19 protein-coding genes and 1 pseudogene are annotated in these 19845 nt (G+C 62.2%); 14 read left to right on the top strand and 6 right to left on the bottom strand.

Annotated features, from left to right (window positions below; all coding sequences use genetic code 11):
- The first annotated feature begins 1 nt into the window (after position 1).
- Positions 2 to 1351, top strand: a complete 1350-nt coding sequence (locus IMCC21224_RS00190; protein ID WP_231581982.1) for a TrkH family potassium uptake protein — start codon at positions 2 to 4, stop codon at positions 1349 to 1351.
- Positions 1352 to 1582: 231 nt separating this feature from the next.
- On the opposite strand, the gene IMCC21224_RS00185 is transcribed toward IMCC21224_RS00190, so the two are convergent.
- The 5 genes from IMCC21224_RS00185 to IMCC21224_RS00165 all read right to left on the bottom strand — a co-directional run bounded on the left by IMCC21224_RS00185 (position 1583) and on the right by IMCC21224_RS00165 (position 7330).
- On the bottom strand, positions 1583 to 2656 hold the full coding sequence (locus IMCC21224_RS00185) for a hybrid-cluster NAD(P)-dependent oxidoreductase (RefSeq protein ID WP_047993614.1): 1074 nt from the start codon (positions 2654 to 2656) through the stop codon (positions 1583 to 1585).
- A gap of 4 nt (positions 2657 to 2660) precedes the next feature.
- Complete coding sequence (locus IMCC21224_RS00180; RefSeq protein ID WP_047993613.1) at positions 2661 to 3905, bottom strand: aromatic ring-hydroxylating dioxygenase subunit alpha; 1245 nt, start codon at positions 3903 to 3905, stop codon at positions 2661 to 2663.
- Between the two features lie 289 nt (positions 3906 to 4194).
- Positions 4195 to 4545: a RidA family protein gene (locus tag IMCC21224_RS00175; RefSeq protein ID WP_047993612.1), complete on the bottom strand. Its 351-nt coding sequence runs from the start codon at positions 4543 to 4545 to the stop codon at positions 4195 to 4197.
- An 81-nt stretch (positions 4546 to 4626) separates the two neighbouring features.
- Positions 4627 to 5841, bottom strand: a complete 1215-nt coding sequence (locus IMCC21224_RS00170; protein WP_047996750.1) for an FAD-binding oxidoreductase — start codon at positions 5839 to 5841, stop codon at positions 4627 to 4629.
- A gap of 1 nt (position 5842) precedes the next feature.
- Positions 5843 to 7330, bottom strand: a complete 1488-nt coding sequence (locus IMCC21224_RS00165; protein ID WP_047993611.1) for an amidase — start codon at positions 7328 to 7330, stop codon at positions 5843 to 5845.
- 221 nt (positions 7331 to 7551) lie between these two features.
- Here IMCC21224_RS00165 and IMCC21224_RS00160 point away from each other — a divergent pair, with 221 nt between their 5' ends.
- From IMCC21224_RS00160 to IMCC21224_RS00145, 4 genes and pseudogenes are all read left to right on the top strand, one after another.
- A complete protein-coding gene (locus IMCC21224_RS00160; protein WP_047996749.1) occupies positions 7552 to 8175 on the top strand; it encodes a CDP-alcohol phosphatidyltransferase family protein in 624 nt (207 codons plus the stop codon).
- On the top strand, positions 8172 to 9377 hold the full coding sequence (locus IMCC21224_RS00155) for an ABC transporter substrate-binding protein (RefSeq protein ID WP_047993610.1): 1206 nt from the start codon (positions 8172 to 8174) through the stop codon (positions 9375 to 9377). The genes IMCC21224_RS00160 and IMCC21224_RS00155 overlap by 4 nt, the downstream gene beginning before the upstream one ends.
- A gap of 108 nt (positions 9378 to 9485) precedes the next feature.
- Positions 9486 to 11125, top strand: a pseudogene (locus tag IMCC21224_RS00150) (ABC transporter permease).
- Complete coding sequence (locus tag IMCC21224_RS00145; protein ID WP_047993609.1) at positions 11118 to 11771, top strand: ATP-binding cassette domain-containing protein; 654 nt, start codon at positions 11118 to 11120, stop codon at positions 11769 to 11771. Before IMCC21224_RS00150 ends, IMCC21224_RS00145 begins: the two are co-directional and overlap by 8 nt.
- A gap of 114 nt (positions 11772 to 11885) precedes the next feature.
- On the opposite strand, the gene IMCC21224_RS00140 is transcribed toward IMCC21224_RS00145, so the two are convergent.
- On the bottom strand, positions 11886 to 12089 hold the full coding sequence (locus IMCC21224_RS00140) for a hypothetical protein (RefSeq protein ID WP_047993608.1): 204 nt from the start codon (positions 12087 to 12089) through the stop codon (positions 11886 to 11888).
- 277 nt (positions 12090 to 12366) lie between these two features.
- On the opposite strand from IMCC21224_RS00140, the gene IMCC21224_RS00135 reads away from it, so the two are divergent.
- From IMCC21224_RS00135 to IMCC21224_RS00095, 9 genes are all read left to right on the top strand, one after another.
- Complete coding sequence (locus IMCC21224_RS00135; RefSeq protein WP_231581981.1) at positions 12367 to 13878, top strand: HAMP domain-containing sensor histidine kinase; 1512 nt, start codon at positions 12367 to 12369, stop codon at positions 13876 to 13878.
- A 10-nt stretch (positions 13879 to 13888) separates the two neighbouring features.
- A complete protein-coding gene (locus IMCC21224_RS00130; RefSeq protein ID WP_047993606.1) occupies positions 13889 to 14572 on the top strand; it encodes a response regulator transcription factor in 684 nt (227 codons plus the stop codon).
- Between the two features lie 112 nt (positions 14573 to 14684).
- The gene (gene pqqA, locus IMCC21224_RS00125) at positions 14685 to 14780 is read left to right on the top strand and encodes a pyrroloquinoline quinone precursor peptide PqqA (protein ID WP_047993605.1); all 96 of its coding nucleotides are present in this window, start codon (positions 14685 to 14687) and stop codon (positions 14778 to 14780) included.
- 22 nt (positions 14781 to 14802) lie between these two features.
- Complete coding sequence (pqqB, locus tag IMCC21224_RS00120) at positions 14803 to 15699, top strand: pyrroloquinoline quinone biosynthesis protein PqqB (protein ID WP_047993604.1); 897 nt, start codon at positions 14803 to 14805, stop codon at positions 15697 to 15699.
- A complete protein-coding gene (gene pqqC / locus IMCC21224_RS00115; RefSeq protein ID WP_047993603.1) occupies positions 15696 to 16445 on the top strand; it encodes a pyrroloquinoline-quinone synthase PqqC in 750 nt (249 codons plus the stop codon). The genes pqqB and pqqC overlap by 4 nt, the downstream gene beginning before the upstream one ends.
- Positions 16442 to 16720, top strand: coding sequence for a pyrroloquinoline quinone biosynthesis peptide chaperone PqqD (gene pqqD / locus IMCC21224_RS00110; protein ID WP_047993602.1), 279 nt, complete (start codon positions 16442 to 16444; stop codon positions 16718 to 16720). Before pqqC ends, pqqD begins: the two co-directional genes overlap by 4 nt.
- Positions 16717 to 17826: a pyrroloquinoline quinone biosynthesis protein PqqE gene (gene pqqE, locus IMCC21224_RS00105; protein ID WP_047993601.1), complete on the top strand. Its 1110-nt coding sequence runs from the start codon at positions 16717 to 16719 to the stop codon at positions 17824 to 17826. Before pqqD ends, pqqE begins: the two co-directional genes overlap by 4 nt.
- Positions 17827 to 17987: 161 nt before the next feature.
- The gene (locus tag IMCC21224_RS00100) at positions 17988 to 18944 is read left to right on the top strand and encodes a MoxR family ATPase (RefSeq protein ID WP_047993600.1); all 957 of its coding nucleotides are present in this window, start codon (positions 17988 to 17990) and stop codon (positions 18942 to 18944) included.
- Positions 18941 to 19843 carry a DUF58 domain-containing protein gene (locus tag IMCC21224_RS00095; RefSeq protein ID WP_047993599.1) on the top strand — a complete coding sequence of 301 codons (903 nt, stop codon included), beginning with the start codon at positions 18941 to 18943 and terminating at the stop codon, positions 19841 to 19843. Before IMCC21224_RS00100 ends, IMCC21224_RS00095 begins: the two co-directional genes overlap by 4 nt.
- Positions 19844 to 19845 lie beyond the last annotated feature (2 nt).

Genomic DNA, 19845 nt, shown 5'->3' with positions numbered 1-19845 from the left:
GATGGCGCTACGCGGAATGCGGCTTGGTCTTGGTCGCCGGGCAATGCGGCTGACGCCGCCGGCTTTGCTGGCCGCATTTTACCTTGGGCTGGTGGTGATCGGCGCGCTAACCCTTTGGTTGCCTTGGTCACATCACGGCACTGTCGGCCTTTGGGATGCGGCGTTTACCTCGATGTCTGCGGTGACTGTGACGGGCTTGGCGGTGGTCGATACCGGATCGGCGTTTACCGTCTTTGGTCAGGCGGTCATCGCGATATTGATCCAGATGGGCGGGCTGGGGCTGATGACGTTTGCCGTTTTTGTACTGTCGGCCATCGGCATCCCGATCGGGTTTTCCCAGCGCCTGATTCTGCGCGAAGACCTCAACCAAAGCTCGATCGGCGATCTTGCCACCCTTGTACGGATGATTTTCGTCGTTTCACTGGCCTGCGAAGCGGTCGGCGCCGTTCTGCTGGCTCTGGTCTTTGTGCCCGCGTCGGGCTGGGGGCCAGGTCTGTGGCAGGCGTTGTTTCACAGCGTCTCGGCGTTCAACAATGCGGGCTTCGCGCTCTGGCCGGACAGCCTGTCGCAATGGGTGGCAAACCCGTTGATCAATCTGGTGATCCCGGCGCTGTTCATCACTGGCGGGCTGGGATTTATCGTCCTGGGCGATCTCTATACCAAACGGAGTTGGCGCCGCCTGTCGCTGCACAGCAAGCTAATGATCGTCGGCTCGCTCGCGCTTATAACTCTGGCCTGGATGATGTTCGCAGCGCTGGAATGGCGCAATCCCGGAACGCTGGGCGGTCTCGACTCGGTCTGGGACAAACTGCAGGCAAGCTGGTTTCAGGCCGTCACCCCGCGCACTGCTGGTTTCAACACCATCAACACCGCCGCAATGCATGATTCGACGGCGCTGATGACGATGACCCTGATGCTGATCGGGGCCGGCAGCACGTCGACCGCCGGAGGGATTAAAGTAACGACCTTTATCGTACTTTTGCTGGCGACCGTCGCATTTTTTCGCCGCCGTGCCACGCTGCATGCCTTTGGCCGCTCGCTCGGGTTGAATGAAGTGATGAAGGTGCTTGCCCTGACCACGGTCAGCATCCTGATCGTCTTTGTCGGTCTGTTCATCATCTCGATCAGCCATGACGGGTCGTTCATCGCCCTGGCGTTCGAGGTGGCATCGGCCTTTGGCACAACCGGCCTGTCGATGGGGGCAACGCCCGAATTGGACACGCTGGGCCGCTGTGTCATTATGCTGGTGATGTTTCTGGGGCGGGTCGGCCCGCTGACGCTGGGGTTTTTTCTGGCGATGCATTCGGTTGCCAAGGTGCGCTATCCGGCGGGGCAGATTTTCCTTGGATGAAGTCGCCGGACACAGGGCCGGTTGAATTGCCCGCCAGTGCCAGCACAGCTGCTCAAGCGGGGTACGGCAGGCGAAGAGATACGAGAGGCTGACAATGGCTGAAAAACCCGACGGCCGGTGGCGCGCCGAGGATAAGTGACTGGTCGCCGCATACCTGATCCCGAACGGGGCAGGGCGTGGATGCGGTCATGATACCTTAGCGCGTCGGGGTCGGAAAACCGCGCAACCCCGTTAGATTTCAACCTCAAGCCGTCCGATCGGATTGGAGCAGCAGGCCAGAATATAGCCGTCGGCGATATCGTCATCGCTGATGCCGCCGTTGTGGACCATATGCGCCTCGCCCGAGACTTTGCGAACCTTGCAGGTGCCGCAGACGCCGAATGTGCAGCCGGACGGAATGTTCAGGCCCGCGCCTTTGGCCACCGCCAGAACCGTATCGGTTTCGTGGCATTGCACCGTTTTGCCGGAACGGGCGAAGACCAGTTCGGCAAACACCGTTTCCTGCGGCACAACATCGTCGAAATCGGTCAGTTCGGCCTTGGTCTCGGCGGGTGCGGCAAAGCTTTCCTGATGGTATTTCGCCATGTCGTAGCCAAGGCTGTTGAGCATGTCGCGCACCGAATCCATAAAGGATTCCGGCCCGCAGCAATACACTTCCCGATCAAGGTAGTCCGGCGCCATAAGACCCAGCATCAACTGGTTGAATCGTCCGCGATAGCCGGTCCAGGCGTCATAGGGATCATCCTGGGCCACGACAAAATGCAGCTTTAGCCCCTGTACCCGGCTGGCCATATGTTCGAGTCGGCGGCGAAAAATAAGTTCGGAGGGGCGGCGGGCGCAGGAGATGAACGACACATCCGGATCTTCGCCGCGTTCCCACAAGAATGCGGTCATCGACATCATCGGGGTAACACCCGACCCGGCCGAAATGAACAGATATTTGTCGTCCGGCTGCGGCGGCAGGTGAAACAGACCGGTTGGGCCATATACCTTGATCCGCATCCCTGGCTTGAGGTGATCCAGCATCCAACGCGACGCGATGCTGCCCTTCTGCGCCTTGATCGTGACCGACACATAGGACGTGGCCGCCGGGTTGGAGGAAATTGTGTAGGTACGCTGCACATTGCCACCAGGCACGGGCAGATCCAGCGTCAGGAACTGCCCGGCCTTGTACAAAAATCGCGACCCTGATGGCGGGCGAAAGACAAAGCTCATGGTGTCGGGGGCCTCGGGAATGGTCTGCACGCATTCCAGATGCTCGTCGTCTTTCCAGATAGGCGAGTCCGCCGTGGGCATCGGGATCATGCGCTTACTCCGCCGCCATCAGGCCGCGTTTGCCGCGTCCGGTCAGTCGGCCCTGAAGGGTGCGGGCGTACCAGTCGACGAACTGTATCACGCCGCCTTCCTGATGCGCCGAATAGGGACCGGGCACATAGGCGGGCGATCTGATACCACGCTGGTTTTCCTCAACAATCGCGCGGTCCTCGGAATTGGTCGCGACCCAGACTTCGGTCAGACGGTTCAGGTCATAATCCACGCCTTCGACCGCATCTTTGTTCACCAGCCAGATGGTGGTGACTTCGGTTTCGGTCGGGGAAATCGGCGTCATGCGGAACACCAGCCCCTGATCCGACAGGAAGTGGTTCCACGAGTTGGGAAAATGATACAGCAGGCAGCTACCCGCCTCATCAAACGGGACATCGCCGACTCGTTTGGTCACAGCAGGTTTGCCATCCATCGTGTAGCTGGATGCGTTGCCAAGGAACGGGATGCGGATGAACCGCCACTGCTCGTCCTGCGCTATCGAGAATTTGGACGGCAGGCCCGCCGCCTCGCATTTGGCGATATGCGCCTCAAGCTCGGGCGCACCTGAACCGTCGGTGCCACCAAACAGCGCGGGATCCTCGGGGAACGTGCGGCACAGCGACGGGTGTGATCCCGAGCAGTGATAGCACTCGCGGTTGTTCTCCATCACCAGTTTCCAGTTGCCGTTTTCGACAATGGTGCTTTGGAACGCAACCTTGCAATCCTTGAGGCCATGCGGCGTCAGGTACTTTTCCGCCTGAGCGCGCAACGGGGCAAAATCGGGCGCTACTTCGGCGAGGCAGATCATGATCATACCTGTGACTTCTTCGCAATGCACCGGTTTCAGGCCATGATCGGCGGTTTTGAAATCCGGCCCCATGTCGCGGGCATACAGCAGCCGACCGTCCAGTTCATAAGTCCACTGGTGGTAGGGGCAAACCAATTTCGGATTGGTGCCTTTGTCCGCCGCGCAGATCCGGCTGCCACGGTGGCGGCAAGAGTTGTGGAACGACCGGACCACGCCATCGGCGCCGCGCACCACGATGATTGAATAGTCCCCGATCTGTCGGGTGACATAGCTGCCGGTCTTGGGCAGTTCGGCGCTCACCGCTGTCATCAGCCAATCCTTGTACCAGATATGGCGCAGGTCGGCGTCATATAGGCCGGGATCGGTGTAGAACGGCTGCTCCAGCGAATAGCCGGGCTGGCGGGACAGGAGAAGGGACAGAACGTCTGCGTCGCGTAGCATGTGTATGGTCCTGCAATGACGGTTGGAATCAGGGGCAATCCCGATTCATTTGCGTCATTTTCAGCCGGCCTGTCGGTCTGTTTGCGTCACTTTGATAGACCAGAGCGTACAAGGCCCCGAATGCGGGTCGATTCCGTTCTGTCAGATATCTTTCATCCGTCGGAGTGCATCAATATTAGCCGCATGGATGTTGCGTGGCGGCTCTGTGCCGCCGACGCGGGCGGGGGTCCTGCGACTGGGAATATTGCATCGGGCCCCAGATCAACGCGGTGACCCCCGCCGTCAAATTTTAGCCTTTGGCGGCTGTGACAAGGAACTCGACAAGGTAGTCCGGCGTGGCCAGCTTTGCTTCGCCGCAGGCACGCGCCGGGGTGTGGCCAGGCGCAACCCAGGCATCCCAAACCACGTTCATCGCAGTGAAATCGGCCATATCGGCCAGCCAGATGGTGACCTGTAGCAGGCGGGTCTTGTCTGATCCGACCTCGGCCAGCAGCGTATCAATCTTTGACAGGCAGGTTTGGGTCTGCGTGGCGACGTCGTCGCCCGCTGTGCCGACCTGACCGGCCAAATATATGGTATCGCCATGCTCGACGATCTGGCTCATGCGTGGGCCAGAGTGGTGGCGGGTGATCTGAGTCATGAGGTCGCTCCTTGTTACAGCTATGCTTGGTATGAGTCCGTCCTGGGGTGCAGCCAAGCCAAACCCCAGAGCAAACAACGTCTAGGACAGACCTATCGAGAGGCCGTCAATTGCATTGGCTTCGCCGGTCATGGCGCGGGCCAGACGATTGCCGGTGGCGGGACCCAGGGTAAAGCCCTGATGTCCATGCCCGAAATGCAGCCAAAGGCCCTTGTGTCGCGGTGCCTCGGTGACCAGCGGCAACATACCCGGCAGGCAGGGCCGCGTCCCGGCCCAGGCGCGGGGTTCGACACGTTGGCCGATGTCCAACAGTGCGCGGGCAGCCTCTTCGCCGCGACGCAGCTGTCGGGGATCTTCGGCGGGCGGCCGCGCGGATAGCTCGGCCCCGGTGGCGATGCGCAGACCCTGCCGCATTGGTGACAGGACGATATTGTGCTCGGCATCGACCATGGCGCGGTTCAGCTGCTGTTCCCCGTTGTAATGCGCGTGATAGCCGCGTTTGGCCACCATCGGTATGCGGTAACCAAAGCGGCGCAGCAAATCTGGCGACCACGGTCCCAGCGCAACGACGACCCTGCCAGCACGGTGCGGCCCGACCCGCCAGCCAGCGCCGTCCTGCTCCAGCGTCATAGCGTCGCCGGTCACGATTTCGCCACCACGCGCCCGGAACAATGCGGCGTAGCCTTGCACCAATGCGCCGGGGTCCGTCACGCGCCAGGGATCGGACCACAACACCGCGCCCGCCAGCCTGAACTTTAGCTCTGGTTCGGCCTGCGCCAGCTCCATGCCGTCGACAATGCGCATGCGATGACCGTAAAGGGCGCGCATCCGTTCTGCCGCTGTGGCGGCAATATCCAGCGTTGTCGGGCTGTAATAGACCTGCCAATAGCCGTCGCGCTGGATCAGGTTGTCTAGCCCTGCCGCTTCGATCAGCGATGCATGGGCCGGAATAGATTCGGCAATCAGGCGCTGATAGACGGCAGCGACCCGCGCCATATTTGCGGGCCGTGAGGCGTGCCAGTACCGCAGCAAGGGTCCGGTTTGCGACATCAACGCCGAAGGGTGTAGCACGGCAGCGTTCTCGTGCCCCAGCGCCATTGCCAGCAAGGCGCCGGGGTGGCGTGGCAGGGCGTAGGGCTCGGACGCTTCGGATTGCAAAATACCTGCATTGCCATAGCTGGTTTCGGTCCCGGGTTCCGCGCGGTCGATGATCCGGCAGGACACGCCCCGTGCCTGAAGCGCAAGGGCCGCGCCCAGACCAGCGATGCCGCTGCCCAGAACCAAAACGTCCGACATATTATCCCGCATCGCGAAATCCGGTGGCCAATGACAGCGGCTGTGCCGCGCGTAATGCGGCGATATCCGGTGTCGGCGTTACAAGCGATGGGATTTCGGCAATCGTGGCCTCAACCGCGGTTGCCACGGCCAGCAGCGCTGCATCGCCATGCCGCCGCCCGATCAGTTGCAGTCCGAACGGCATGCCGTCAGCATCGAGTCCACACGGCAGGGTGACCGCTGGATGTCCGGCCAATGTCACAGCGTAGGCATTAGCCAGCCAGTGAAAGTAGCTTTGTGTCGGTGTGCCGTCGATCTGTGTCGGGAAATGTTCGCGCCAGGGGCGCGGAGCAAGACAGACCGCCGGCGATATCAGCACATCGCATTCCTCAAAGAATGCGCCCCAGCGCCGCTGGTAGCTGGTTTGATCAGCAAGGGCACGGGCGACATCAAGCGCGCGATACTGCAGCCCCTCTTCGACATTGCGGGTCACGTTCGGGCCGACCTTGTCGGGGTGGGCGACGGTGCGGTCATGATGCTGCGCCAGAAACGCAATGGCCCGTAGCACGGCAAAGATCCGGTCAGCCCCGGTACAATCGGGCGCACATTCTTCGAGCATGGGCAGTGACGGTGCAAGTGCCGCCAGAGCTGCGTCAAAAGTCTGGCGCACACGCTTTTCCGTCGGGGCAAAGCCGAAATCCGCCGTCGCAGCGACGCGGATGCGCCGCAGGTTCGCACGCCCCGGCAGGGCCAGGTCGCGGGGATCCCACGCCGTGCGCCCATCCACCACCGTGGTATAAGGGTCCCCGGCGTCAGGGCGCGCCATCACCGACAGTAGCAACGCCAAATCTGAAACATTGCGCGCCATCGGCCCGGCGGTCGACAGCCACAGCGGCCCAAGCCCCCTTGTATTGCCGGGCACCACGCCAGGTGAGGGCCGAAATCCCACAACGCCACAAAAGGCTGCCGGATTGCGCAACGACCCTCCCATATCGGACCCGGTGGCGAGCGGCGCCATGCCACAGGCCAGCGCCACCGCCGAACCGCCCGATGATCCGGCACAGCTTTTGTCCAGATCATAGGGGTTCGCCGTGACGCCCCAGACCCGGTTGCGGGTATTGGCACCGGCTGACCATTCCGGGATATTGGTCTTTCCCAGTATCGCCGCGCCTGCGGTGCGCAGCGCCGTCACTATGGCGTCATCCCCGTCGGCGATGTGATCGGCGAACAACTCGGATCCATTGGTAGTTGGCAGGCCCTTTACGTCGATCTCGTCCTTGATCGCCACCGGCAAGCCGCATAGCGCACCGGCCCGCCCCCGTGTCAGCACAGTCTCGGCGCGGCGCGCTTCGGTCAGGATCTGATCCGGATTCCAGGCGATGACAGCGTTGACCGCTGGATTGATCGCCTCGGTGCGTGCGATGCAGGCTTGGGCCAGCTCGACCGGCGACAATTTGCGTGACCGGATCAGGCTCAGGGCATCAAGGGCCGTCAGGTCGGCAGGGTCCATCAGAGGTCCTCTCGGGGATATGGGCCAGACGGGTGGAAGATGCGCAAGGTCGCGACCAGAGGCAAGCCCCGTCGCTGCATCCGCAGCATATTTGGCGCGCCGCAATGACAGTTGAGGTCGGCCGCAAATCGCCGCGACACACAAAGTTTCACATTCCCGTATTGCCATTGCCCGATGGGACGCCTCGTGGCTTTATGCGACGCAACCCTGATGAGGCCCTCATGTTTGACGCGACCGCCCGCAAATTGATTGATCCGCCGCTGAATGCGGTGGGTCGGCGCGTGGCCGGGTGGGGCGTGGGGGCGGATCATGTGACGCTGACGGGCCTGGTGCTTGGCTTGTTGGCGGCGGCGATGATTGCGGGCGGTGCGCCGGGCTGGGCGCTGCTGCCGCTGCTGCTGTCGCGGATCGCCGATGGACTGGACGGTGCCGTGGCACGCGCCGGTCGCAAGACCGATTTCGGTGGCTACCTCGATATCGCCTGCGATTTCCTGTTCTACGGCGCGGTGCCGCTGGGCTTTGTGCTGCTTGACCCCGCCGCCAACGGCATCGCCGGGGCGTTTCTGCTGGCGTCATTCTACTTCAACGGCACCAGCTTTCTCGGCTATGCAATTCTTGCCGAAAAGCGCGGGATGCAAACTGACGCGCAGGGGGCAAAATCACTCTACTTCTCGAATGGGTTGCTCGAAGGGGCGGAAACCATCGGTTTTTTTGTGCTGCTGTGCCTGTTTCCCCAAGGCTTTGCGCTGATGGCCTGGGTCTTTGGCGCCCTCTGCTACGCCACTGCAACTTTGCGAATCTTTGCCGCCCGCACCCTGTTCACCGAACCAACGGAGATCCCATGACACGATTCACATCAACCTTGCCGCTGCTGGCCGCCCTGATGATGCCGCTGCCCGCGCTTGCCGATCCCGATCCCTCGGATTGGGACGCCGTGCTGATCGAGGCACAGGGCCAGACCGTCTATTGGCACGCCTGGGGCGGATCGACAGCCACCAATGATTTCATCGCATGGATCGGCGAACAAGTGGCGCAGCAGGGCGTCACGCTGGAGCATGTGAAGCTGTCTGACACCGCTGACGCTGTGACCCGCGTGCTGAACGAAAAGCAGGCTGGTCAGAATGACGATAGCGCGGTCGACATGATCTGGATCAACGGGCCGAATTTTGCCGCGATGAAGGCGGCGGATCTGCTGTTTGGCCCGTTTGCCGAGGCCCTGCCGAACTGGCAATATGTTGATGTGGCGGGCAAAACGGTTCAAACCGATTTCACCGTGCAGACCGAAGGCTACGAAGCGCCATGGGCGATGGCGCAGGTTGTGTTCATGTACGATACCGCCGACATGGATCCCCAAACCAGCGTCGAAGAGATCCTTGATTGGGCCAAGGCACATCCCGGCCGTTTCACCTATCCGCAGCCGCCGGATTTTCTGGGCACGACATTCCTGAAACAGGTGCTGATCGACCTGGCCGACGACAACGAAACGTTGTCGCACCCAGTGGATGACGCGAGCTATGCAGCCGTGACTGCGCCACTGTGGGCGTATCTTGATGCGCTGACGCCGGTTTTGTGGCGGCAGGGCATGGCCTATCCCGCGACCGGTCCCGCGCAGCTTCAGCTGATGGCGGATAACGAAATTGACCTCGCGATCTCGTTCAGCCCGGGTGAGGCGTCGACTGCAATTTCCAACAATCAACTGCCTCCGACGGTGCGGACCTACGTGCTGGATGATGGCACGCTGGGCAACGCTTCGTTTGTGGCGATCCCGTACAATTCGGGCGCCAAGGCGGGCGCGATGATTGTTGCCAACGCGCTGCTGTCCCCAGCCGCGCAGGCGCGGGCGCAGGATCCGGCGATTTTGGGATATGGCACGGTACTGAACATGGACGCGCTGTCTGACGATGACCGTGCAACCTTTGACGCGCTTGAGTTGGGTATCGCAACCCTTAGTCCCGCTGCGCTGGGCAAGGTGCAGCCAGAACCACATCCAAGCTGGATGACCCGCATCGGCGAGGACTGGACCCGACGCTACAGCGCCGGACAATAAACTATGCGAGCGCTTGCCCGAAGGATTGCCGCCACCCGCGCGGCACGGGCAAGTGCCCTGCCAAAGCTGTCGTTTCTGGGGTTGGTTCCGGCGCTGACGCTATTGGCCATGCTGGGTCCGGTGATCGCCGGACTTGGCGGAACGATCCTGCCGGCCATTGGATATCTGCCCGCCGCCGGTCTGCGCGATATCTCGATCGAACCAGTGCGGGCGTTGCTGGACTGGCCCGGCCTGGCGCTTGCGGCGCAACTGTCACTACAATCCGGCCTTGCGGCCACGGCTCTGTCACTGGGCATCGTCACGCTGGTCATGGCTGGCTGGTCGGGGACCCGAGTCTTTGGCGTGATCGAGCGTTTGCTGTCGCCGCTGCTGTCGGTGCCTCATGCTGCCACCGCCTTTGGCCTTGCTTTCCTGATCGCACCGTCGGGCTGGATCGCGCGGGTTCTGTCACCGGGCCTGACTGGTTGGGACCGACCGCCCGATCTGCTGATCGTACAGGATCCAATGGGGCTGGCGCTGATCGCAGGTCTGGCTGCCAAAGAGATGCCGTTTCTGCTGCTGATGGCGCTGGCAGCGCAGGGCCAGAGCGATGCGTCACGGCGAATGCGCGTGGCGCAAACGCTGGGGTACGGTAGGCTTGGCGGCTGGCTCAGGGCGGTTTTCCCGGCGATCTATGCACAAATCCGGCTGCCGGTTTATGTGGTGCTGGCATTTTCGATGTCCGTGGTGGACGTGGCGATGATCCTTGGGCCATCAACACCGCCAACCCTGTCGGTGCAAATCGTCCGGTGGATGTCGGATCCGGATCTGTCCCAACGCCTGACCGCCTCGGCGGCGGCACTGCTTCAACTGGTGCTGGTCGTTGGTGGGCTGTGCCTTTGGCGGGTGGGGGAAATCGTCGTGGCGCGGCTTGGGCTGCGCTGGGCGGCGGGCGGCAGACGGGGGGCGGTGATGGGGTGCTGCGTCCGCTTGGATTGATTGCCGGGGCGGGATCTGCGCTGGTTGTGCTGTTTGGGCTGGCAGGGCTCGTGGTGTGGTCGTTTGCCGGGTTCTGGGGCTTTCCCGACGCGCTCCCTGTCAGCTTTGATCTGCGCAGTTGGAGTCGGCATCTTCCCTCAATCACGGGCAGCGCCGCGACCACGGCCGTTGTTGCGCTGCTGGCGACCGCGCTGGCGCTGGCGTTGGTCATCGGCTGCCTGGAATCCGAATACAGATCAGGCTGGCGCCTCAGTCGTCGCGGACTTTGGTTGATCTATCTGCCGCTTCTGGTGCCGCAGATCGCATTTTTGCCGGGGTTGCAGACGTTGCTGCTGACGCTTGGTGCGGACCGGACGCTTGGGGCTGTGGTGCTGGCGCATATGGTCTTTGTGCTGCCCTATATCTTTTTGTCGCTGGGCGATCCCTGGCGCGCCTGGGATTCGCGTTTGGGCAGTGTCGCCGCGGCCCTTGGCACCGGGCCTTGGGCTGTGCTGTGGCGCATACGTCTGCCGATGCTGCTGCGCCCGATCTTAACCGCAGCAGCGGTAGGGTTTGCTGTTTCCGTCGGACAATACCTGCCGACATTGCTGGTCGGAGGTGGCCGGGTCCCGACCCTGACAACCGAGGCGGTGGCGCTTGCGTCGGGCGGTGATCGGCGGGCGATCGGCGCCTACGCGGTGGCGCAGACGCTGGCGGTGTTGGGCCCCTTTGCTCTGGCGCTGATCCTGCCCGCCCTGATCTGGCGCAACCGAAAGGGTTTACATGGCTGAGGCACTGACGCTCGACAACATCTGCATATTGCGCGGCGACACCCCCCTGATCGAGGTCGACCATTGCATCGCTCCCGGCACGGTGCTCAGCGTGATGGGGCCATCCGGCGTCGGAAAATCGACCTTGCTGGCCTTTCTCACCGGGACGCTGCCGACCGGGTTTACTGGAATGGGCCGGGTCTGCCTGGGGGCGACCGACATCACTGATCTGCCAGCCGAACAGCGCCGACTCGGTATCCTGTTTCAGGACGATCTGTTGTTTCCGCATCTGTCGGTTGGTGCTAACCTTGGGTTCGGCCTGGTCCCCGGGGGCACAACCAAAGCGCGGCGCGCCCGTATTGACGCAGCACTCGCGGATGTCGGGCTTAATGGCTACGCCGACCGCGATCCCGCCACGTTGTCTGGCGGGCAAAAGGCGCGGGTGGCGCTGATGCGGATGCTGCTATCCGAGCCACGCGCGCTGTTGCTGGACGAGGCGTTCTCGGGGCTGGATGCCGCCCTGCGTGATCAGATGCGGCGGCTGGTCTTTGATCGCGCGCGGGCGCTGGCGTTGCCGGTTCTGATGGTCACCCATGACGCCGACGACGCTGGTGCTGCGGGCGGCGATATCATCAGGTTGCAAAAACCGGCGGCCTGTGGGGTTTGAAGCGGGCCGTGCATATCCTGAAATGGGGTTCCGGAAAAATTGGGACCGCGCCGAATTGGACGCGGGGTTGGGTGGATTACGCGACCGGCCCTCCCGTGGAGCCGCGTAATCCGGTCAGGCCTTCATTCCGGCGGTGCGGATCGACTGACATTTCCACTGGCTCACAACCCATTTCGGGTGGCTGTCGGCCCATTTCGCGAGTTCCGGCTGCGCACCCATCATGCAGGTCATCGGAGTGATGTCGGTAAACAGCAGGCTGCGCTCACGACATTCTGTCGGTGCCAAACTGAGGCAGGTTACAAATACGAGTTCTATCATGTTACCCTCTTGTCAATTGAATCCTTGGTCGTAGTCCCAAAGCTAGAGACAAGCCGGTAGAAAACCCGAAAACTTCGCGGTCGTTGGGGGCTGTCGGCAGAAATCTCCCAAATATCGGCACAATACGTAATCAATAGATCATAGGTTGGGCAGAATTCAGATGAGTCCGCGCCCAGATGCTATCAGAAACAGAGCCGCAGGCACGCCACGTCGCAGCATCTCGTTACGAGCGCGGCTTGGCCTTGGGGCCCTTCTGTTAGGCTTTGCTGCATTGATCATGGCAGGATTACTGATCGTCGGAATGCAGCGTGTGGCTTTGCGAATCGATGCGGCAGTTGTGGCTGAACAGCGGGTCGAACGGTATTCCGTCCTCTCGACACAGGTGTCGACGTTTATCGTGGTCGCGGCGGAATCGCTTCAGTCCGGCCTGCCCGTCGATCAACGGGTTGCGCGACTCGACACCGTGACGGCCAATATCACGCGCACCTTTGCAGGGTTGCGCTCTGATCTTGGGCAGGCGGTGGCCGAAGCGCGAGAGCTGGGATTCGACGAACAATCGCGCCGCGCCACCCAGAGCATCGGCATCGCCCGGATGGAGGCACTGTTTCTGTCCACGCGCGATGCCTTTCTGTCGCATGACGCCAACCGCGAGCGGTTGCAGGGCTATATCGACATTTTTGCCATAGGATTCGATCCGCTGCTGAATGGCGTCATCACGGATGAGCTGCGCGCGCGCAGTAAGATTATTGACAGCATCGCGGACCTGCGGCGCAGGCTGACGCTGACCGCTCTTGGTGTGGCCGGGGCGGTGCTGCTGATGATGGCTGGTTACTATCTCGGGCTTGTGCGGCCGCAGTTTGCGCGACTTGATATATTGCGCCGGGCAGCGCAGCAAATCGCGCGTCAGGAATTCGCCATTTCCCTGCCGCAGGACAGCAGCGACGAAATTGGCAGTCTGTTTGTCGAAACCAGCCGAATGGCGACTGCTCTCGCCACGCGCGAGGCTGAAGTCGCGCGGGAATGGGATCGTCTGAACACCACCATCGCCGCCCGCACCGAGGATCTGCGCGCCGCCAATCAGGAACTGGCACGCATCGACGAAAACCGCCGCCGGTTCTTTGCCGACATCAGCCACGAATTGCGCACCCCGCTGACGGTGATCCTGATGGAGGCGCAGTTGGGCCAGAAAGGTATCCCCGACCCCGCCGCCGCATTCGAGACGATCGAAGCCCGCGCATTGCGCCTGAACCGGCGGATCGACGATCTGCTGCGCATCGCCCGTTCGGAAACCGGACAGCTTGCCCTTGAGGCCGGCGCATTTGACCTGTCACAGGTGTTGCGTGAGGCCACCGAAGAGGCCGAGTCGGAACTGCGCAGCGCGGGGATGCAGATTCGCTACGTCGGCGCGGCGCCGGTTCCTGTGATTGGGGATCGCAACTGGATTCGCCAGGTGATCCTGAGCCTGATCCAGAACGCGGCGCGCCATGCCCGAAGCGGTGGTTTGATCGCGTTGCAGGTCGAGCTGACCCCCGACTTCACCCGGATTCATGTCATCGACAACGGCCCAGGTATTGACGCAGATCAGCAAGTCCGGATTTTCGATCGCTTTGAGCAAGGCAGCGGCAGTGCGCGCTCCGAAGGTTTTGGGATTGGCCTGTCGCTGGCCCGATGGGTGGTTGAACAGCAGGGGGGAACTATCGCCGTCACCAGCCCCCTGCCGCGCGCCGCCGCGCTGGGCGATGCGCCCGGGACAAAAGTCACGGTAGGCATTCCCAGCGGTCGGACCTAGATTCAACCCTATGACCATGCCGCGCATCCTGATTGTCGATGACGACCCGGAAATCACCTCGGCCCTGTCGCGGGGACTGACGTTGCACGGCTATGATACACAGACCGAACACGGCGTTTCTGCGGCGATTGAACGGATTCGGGCCGAACCACTGAACGCGGCCATAGTCGACGTGATGATCGGCGCTGACAGCGGCATTGACCTCGTTCGTGCGCTGCGTGCCGAAGGGCACCATCTGCCCATTGTCATGCTCTCAGCCTTGTCCGAGGTCGAGGATCGCGCCCGCGGGCTTGAGGCCGGGGCAGACGACTACATCGTCAAGCCGTTTTCGTTTGATGAGCTGGTTGCGCGACTCAAGGTGCAGGAACGACGGGCGCAGGTTCACAAACCGCGCCGCGCGCGCCTCGACACGGCGACGCGCAGGGTCAGCGCCGCAGGGCGCGACGTGGCGTTGACGGAACGTGAATTCGCGCTGCTTTTGCTGCTGGCGCGCAACGTTGGTAAGGTCCAGTCGCGCGGCATGATCTTTGACACGCTCTGGGCCGGCGAGGGCACCAGTTCCGAAAACGTGGTGGATGTGTATCTGGGGTACCTGCGCCGCAAGCTTGACCCGATTTCGGATTTCGGATTCGAGATCAAGACGCTGCGCAATCGTGGCTTCATGCTGGATGGCGCGAGTCCTGAGATCGACTAATTTATTGTAATTGAACGGATTTTATTTTTTCTTAGAGCATAAGCTTTGACCGGAATCGGAAAGAAGAGAATGCTCCAAAGGTGTTCACGTAACCCAATGAGGAGGAAATATCATGGCTTGGGCAAAACCCATTATGCGCGAAATCGAGTGCGGCATGGAAATCAACATGTACGGCCCCGAGAGCGAAGACGACAGCGATCTGTTCTAAGATCCGGCGCGCGGAGAGTAGTATGACAATCCGCGCGCGAATTTTGGGGGCGGCAGCCGGCGGCGGCCTTCCCCAATGGAACTGCGGTTGCGAAAACTGCAATCTGGCCCGCGCGGGTCGTATTCCTGCGCAGACTCAATCGTCGCTGGCCGTGTCGGCCAATGGGACGGATTGGGCGATCCTCAATGCATCACCTGATATACGTCAGCAGCTTGCGGATGCCCCGGCGCTGCATCCAACCGGCTTGCGCGAAATGCCGTTGCGGTCGGTCCTGCTGACTAATGGTGACATCGACCATGTGGCAGGTCTGCTGACCCTGCGCGAAATGCAGCCGTTTACCATATTTGCAACGCGTGGCATCCATGATGTGCTGCGCGACAATCCGATCTTTGCGGCTGTGAACGAAAAGGTCGTCCCGCGCGAAACTGTTGCGCTTGATGCGCCGGCAGAGATTGCGCCGGGTCTGTACGCAACGCTGTTTGCGGTCCCCGGCAAGGTGCCGCTGTATCTTGAGGGCGAGACGGTGCAGACCGACCTGATCGGCGAACAGACAGTGGGGGTGCATCTGCGAGCTGGCGATGATGACGCCTATTACATTCCCGGCTGCGCCCTGCTGAACGACGATCTGCGTGACCGACTGCGTGGCGCATCGATGGTGTTCTTTGACGGCACGCTTTGGCAGGATGACGAGATGGTCCGCGCCGGGTTGGGTGCTAAGACCGGCAAGCGTATGGGCCATATGTCGATGTCCGGCCCCGACGGGTCCATTGCCGGGTTCGCGGGACTGGATGTCGCCCGCAAAATCTATGTTCACATGAACAACACCAACCCCGTCCTACGACCCGACTCTGCCGAGAAGGCCAAGGCCGAGGCGGCAGGATGGATCATTGGTCACGACGGAATGGAGATCACCACATGACCCAGAGCCGCGATGCATTCGAGGCGCGCCTGCGCCAGATCGGCGCCGATCGCTATCATGACAAACACCCGTTCCACCACCTGCTGCATGGCGGCGATTGCACGCCTGATCAGGTGCGCGCCTGGGTTATAAATCGTTATTACTACCAGTATTCCATCCCGATGAAGGACGCCGCCTTTATGTCGCGGGTCGAGGATTCTGCCCTGCGCCGCGCATGGCGGTCACGGATCGAGGATCACGACGGAACCGACACGAACGAAGGCGGAATCCGCCGCTGGCTGCGACTGGCCGAAGCGGTGGGTCTGGACCCAGACTATGTCGCCTCAACTGCCGGGGTACTGCCCGCGACGAAATTCGCGGTGGATGCCTATGTGCGGTTTGTGCGGGACAAGACGTTGTTAGAGGCTGTTGCGGCCTCTCTCACCGAATTGTTCGCGCCCAAGATCCACAAGGACCGAATCGCCGGGCTGCTGAAAAACTATGCCTTTGCCGACGATTCTTCGCTGTCGTATTTTCAGAACCGGCTGAAAGAGGCACCAAAGGATGTGGCCTTTGGCCTCGCTTGGGTGCTGGATCATGCCGATACGCAGGAAAAACAGGATGCGGCGGCCCGGGCGCTTGAGTTCAAGACAGATGTGCTGTGGTCGCAGCTTGATGCGCTGTATTCGGCCTACGTCGCGCCCGCCCGGATTCCGCCCGGTGCATGGCAGCCCGATCAGGGTCTGTTGCTGGCCCGTGCGTCATGATTTCGGCGCAGGATATCCCCTATCTGCCGCGCGGCGTGCGGGTCCACCGTGACCGTGTGCGCGACGCCTGGGTGCTGTTGGCACCGGAGCGGGCGATCACACTGGATGCCATCGGCCACGCGATCCTGACCGAGGTAGACGGCATCCGCAGCCTGGGTGAGATCACGACTGCACTTGCCACAAAATACAACGCCCCGGCCGAAGAGATCATCAAGGATTCAACAGGATTTCTGACGGCGCTTCAGGGTCGGCGTTTTCTGGAGGTGCTGTCATGACCGTTCGTCCCCCCATCGCAATGCTGGCCGAATTGACGCATCGCTGTCCGTTGTCCTGTCCCTACTGTTCGAACCCGCTGGAACTGGCGCGTCAGGATCAGGAGGTTGACACAGAGACTTGGAAATCGGTTTTCCGCCAGGCTGGCGATCTTGGTGTCTTGCAGTTGCACCTGTCGGGGGGTGAGCCCGCCTCGCGCCGGGATCTGGTCGAACTGGTTGGCGCTGCGCGTGATGCCGGGCTTTACACCAATCTGATCACCAGCGGGATCGGGTTGTCTCAGAAACGTCTGGCCGAATTGGACGCGGCGGGCCTTGATCATGTGCAATTGTCGTTGCAGGGAACCGACGCGGCAATGGCCGACAAGATCGGCGGTTATCGCGGCGGGTTTGACCGCAAGATGCAGGTCGCCGCCTGGATCAAGGAAATCGGGTTTCCCCTGACGCTGAACGCAGTTCTTCATCGGCGCAATTTGCATCAACTTCCCCGGGCCATTGAGATGGCGGTTGAAATGGGCGCGCGGCGGATCGAGGTGGCGACCGTGCAATTCCACGGCTGGGCACTGAAAAACCGCGATACGCTGATGCCGACGCGGGAACAGGCCCGCGAGGCGGATGCGTTGGTCAAGGACGCCCGCACGCGGCTCAAGGGCATTCTGGTGATCGACTATGTTCCCGCTGATTATCATTCGGATTTTCCCAAACGCTGTATGGGCGGCTGGGGCACCACTGGGTTGAACATCAACCCCGAAGGCAAGGTGCTGCCCTGTCATGCAGCGGAAACCATCCCACATCTGGTGTTCGACAACGTAAAGGACAAATCGCTGCGCGAGATATGGTACCACGGCAGCGCCTTTCAGGCCTATCGCGGCACTGATTTCCTGCCCGAACCCTGCCAGTCGTGCGAGCGTAAGACCGTCGATTTCGGCGGGTGTCGTTGTCAGGCGATGGCGATTGTCGGCGATGCGTCGGCCACCGATCCAGTCTGCATTAAATCTCCGCATCACGGCGCATTGCAGGCACAGGCTGACGCCCATGCGGCAAACGATGCTGCTGAGCTGGTCTATCGCAGCGCCCCCGGAAAGCCGATTCCGCAGACGGTGGAATAGCCTCTTGTCAGCTGACAACGCGGTTGATGATTGCCGTCGATAGTCGTGGCCGACGCTGCCGGAAGCTGCCCGACTGATACCTACGAACAGGTTTGACTGTTTCTACGGCTGGGCTAGGCTGTCGCCAAAAGCACGCCCAATATGGCGGCATGGGAGGAGCTATGGACGCATTGACGGACAACGCGCCGGGGGGTGTTGCGGCGCTGTCCCGGCATCTGGCGGAGGGACTGATCGGCCACGAAGTGCTGATCGAACGGCTTTTGATTGGGGTGCTTGCAGGGGGGCATCTGCTGATCGAAGGTGCGCCGGGCCTGGCCAAAACACGGGCGGTCAAGCGTCTTGCCGGTGCGATGGACGCTGCCTTTGCCCGGATTCAGTGTACGCCCGATCTGATGCCGGCCGACCTCACCGGTACACCGGTGTTTCGTCCCCAGACTGGCACCTTTGAATTTGTCCCCGGCCCGGTGTTCCACAATCTTGTGCTGGTGGATGAAATCAACCGCGCCCCCCCCAAGGTGCAATCCGCCCTGCTTGAGGCAATGGCCGAAGGCCAGGTCACCAGCGGCAACGAGACGATGCCGCTGCCGGATCCCTTTCTGGTGGTGGCTACGCAGAATCCCATCGAACACGATGGCACTTTTCCGCTGCCCGAGGCACAGCTAGACCGGTTTCTGATGCATGTGGTTTTGGACTTGCCAGATGCAGCAACCGAACGGCGTATCCTTGATCTGGTCGAGGCCGAGGGGCAGGGCGTTGCCCCCGCTCCGATGTCCCTGTCTCTCGAAGATGTGCGCGCGGCGCGCAAGGCGGCGATGGCGGTGCATCTGTCCGAACCGCTGCGCGACTACATCGTGCGGTTGGTGACGGCGACCCGCGCCGATCCTTATGCGCGCGACATCGACCACGCAGTCAGTCCGCGTGGATCGTTGGCGCTGGCATCGGCGGCCAAGGCGCGGGCGTATCTGCACAATCGCGACTTTGCCATGCCCGAGGATGTGGCCGATGTAGCGGGCGACGCGCTTGCGCATCGTATGGTGATGACCTGGCGCGCGGTGGCCGAAGGGCGCACGGCCCGTGCGCTGATCGCCGATGTCCTGCGCGATGTGGAGGCATTGTGACCGCCGCGCTTGACGCTCCGGGCATTGCGCTGCGGGCCGAGGCGCTGATTGGCCTGCGCGGTTTGTCCGGGCAGGGGGCCGAAACCGTGCCGCTGTCGACGCTTCCGGGCGGGTTTGTGACGAAACGGCGCGGCCATGGCCAAGAGGTGGCTGACGTGCGTGAATATGTCGACGGCGATGACATCCGGCATCTGGATCGCGGCAGCACGGCACGGACCGGCACGCTGCATGTCCGACGGTTTCAGGAAGAGCGGGACCGCGTCACCCTGCTGGTGGCAGATTTCCGTCCCTCGATGCTCTGGGGGACGCGGCGGGCGTTTCGGTCAGTGGCGGCTGCCGAAGCGTTGGCAATGATCGGCTGGCGCGTGGTCGAGGATGGTGGTCGCGTCGGTCTGCTTGCGTTGGGGGCAGGTGATCCGGTGGCCGTCCCGGTACGGGGACGGGCGCGCGGAATGCTTGCCGTGATCGGCGGGATGGTACGCGCGCATGACGCGGCGCTGCAGCTGACGCTAGCCGGTGTGACCGAGGATCCGCCGCTGGACGCGGCACTTGAGCGACTGGCGCGGGTGGCGCCGCAGGGGGCGGAACTGGTCATAGCTTCGGGGTTTGATGCGCCGGGTGCAGGGCTGGCCGATCGGCTTAGTGCGCTGGCGCAGCGCCGGGTGCCGCGTCTGTTGCTGGTGCAGGATGCCGTCGCAGCAGGTTTGCCCCCCGGAAACTATCCGATTCGCCTTCCGGACGGCGGGCGGGCACGGGCACGGATCGGAGCGCAAGTGGCCGCTCCGGTGCTCGAACGTCACATCGCCGGACATCCGGCACTGGCGCTGGATGCCGGGGCCGAACCGCAGATGACCGCACGGCTGCTGAACGCCGCCTTTCCCCCAGATCGGGAGCCCTGAAC

This window comes from Puniceibacterium sp. IMCC21224, assembly GCF_001038505.1.
GTDB lineage: Bacteria > Pseudomonadota > Alphaproteobacteria > Rhodobacterales > Rhodobacteraceae > Puniceibacterium.
This window is presented reverse-complemented; position numbering and strand designations above follow the sequence as displayed.

What these genes read in the sequence shown, in the direction of transcription:
- pqqB (WP_047993604.1), top strand. Translation starts at nt 14,803, where the DNA reads ATGACAATCCGCGCGCGAATTTTGGGGGCGGCAGCCGGCGGCGGCCTT.
- pqqE (WP_047993601.1), top strand. Translation starts at nt 16,717, where the DNA reads ATGACCGTTCGTCCCCCCATCGCAATGCTGGCCGAATTGACGCATCGC.
- IMCC21224_RS00170 (WP_047996750.1), bottom strand. Translation starts at nt 5,841, where the DNA reads ATGTCGGACGTTTTGGTTCTGGGCAGCGGCATCGCTGGTCTGGGCGCG.
- pqqA (WP_047993605.1), top strand. Translation starts at nt 14,685, where the DNA reads ATGGCTTGGGCAAAACCCATTATGCGCGAAATCGAGTGCGGCATGGAA.
- IMCC21224_RS00175 (WP_047993612.1), bottom strand. Translation starts at nt 4,545, where the DNA reads ATGACTCAGATCACCCGCCACCACTCTGGCCCACGCATGAGCCAGATC.
- IMCC21224_RS00160 (WP_047996749.1), top strand. Translation starts at nt 7,552, where the DNA reads ATGTTTGACGCGACCGCCCGCAAATTGATTGATCCGCCGCTGAATGCG.
- IMCC21224_RS00130 (WP_047993606.1), top strand. Translation starts at nt 13,889, where the DNA reads ATGACCATGCCGCGCATCCTGATTGTCGATGACGACCCGGAAATCACC.
- IMCC21224_RS00180 (WP_047993613.1), bottom strand. Translation starts at nt 3,905, where the DNA reads ATGCTACGCGACGCAGACGTTCTGTCCCTTCTCCTGTCCCGCCAGCCC.
- IMCC21224_RS00155 (WP_047993610.1), top strand. Translation starts at nt 8,172, where the DNA reads ATGACACGATTCACATCAACCTTGCCGCTGCTGGCCGCCCTGATGATG.
- IMCC21224_RS00165 (WP_047993611.1), bottom strand. Translation starts at nt 7,330, where the DNA reads ATGGACCCTGCCGACCTGACGGCCCTTGATGCCCTGAGCCTGATCCGG.
- IMCC21224_RS00100 (WP_047993600.1), top strand. Translation starts at nt 17,988, where the DNA reads ATGGACGCATTGACGGACAACGCGCCGGGGGGTGTTGCGGCGCTGTCC.
- pqqD (WP_047993602.1), top strand. Translation starts at nt 16,442, where the DNA reads ATGATTTCGGCGCAGGATATCCCCTATCTGCCGCGCGGCGTGCGGGTC.
- pqqC (WP_047993603.1), top strand. Translation starts at nt 15,696, where the DNA reads ATGACCCAGAGCCGCGATGCATTCGAGGCGCGCCTGCGCCAGATCGGC.
- IMCC21224_RS00140 (WP_047993608.1), bottom strand. Translation starts at nt 12,089, where the DNA reads ATGATAGAACTCGTATTTGTAACCTGCCTCAGTTTGGCACCGACAGAA.
- IMCC21224_RS00190 (WP_231581982.1), top strand. Translation starts at nt 2, where the DNA reads ATGGCGCTACGCGGAATGCGGCTTGGTCTTGGTCGCCGGGCAATGCGG.
- IMCC21224_RS00135 (WP_231581981.1), top strand. Translation starts at nt 12,367, where the DNA reads ATGGCAGGATTACTGATCGTCGGAATGCAGCGTGTGGCTTTGCGAATC.
- IMCC21224_RS00185 (WP_047993614.1), bottom strand. Translation starts at nt 2,656, where the DNA reads ATGATCCCGATGCCCACGGCGGACTCGCCTATCTGGAAAGACGACGAG.
- IMCC21224_RS00145 (WP_047993609.1), top strand. Translation starts at nt 11,118, where the DNA reads ATGGCTGAGGCACTGACGCTCGACAACATCTGCATATTGCGCGGCGAC.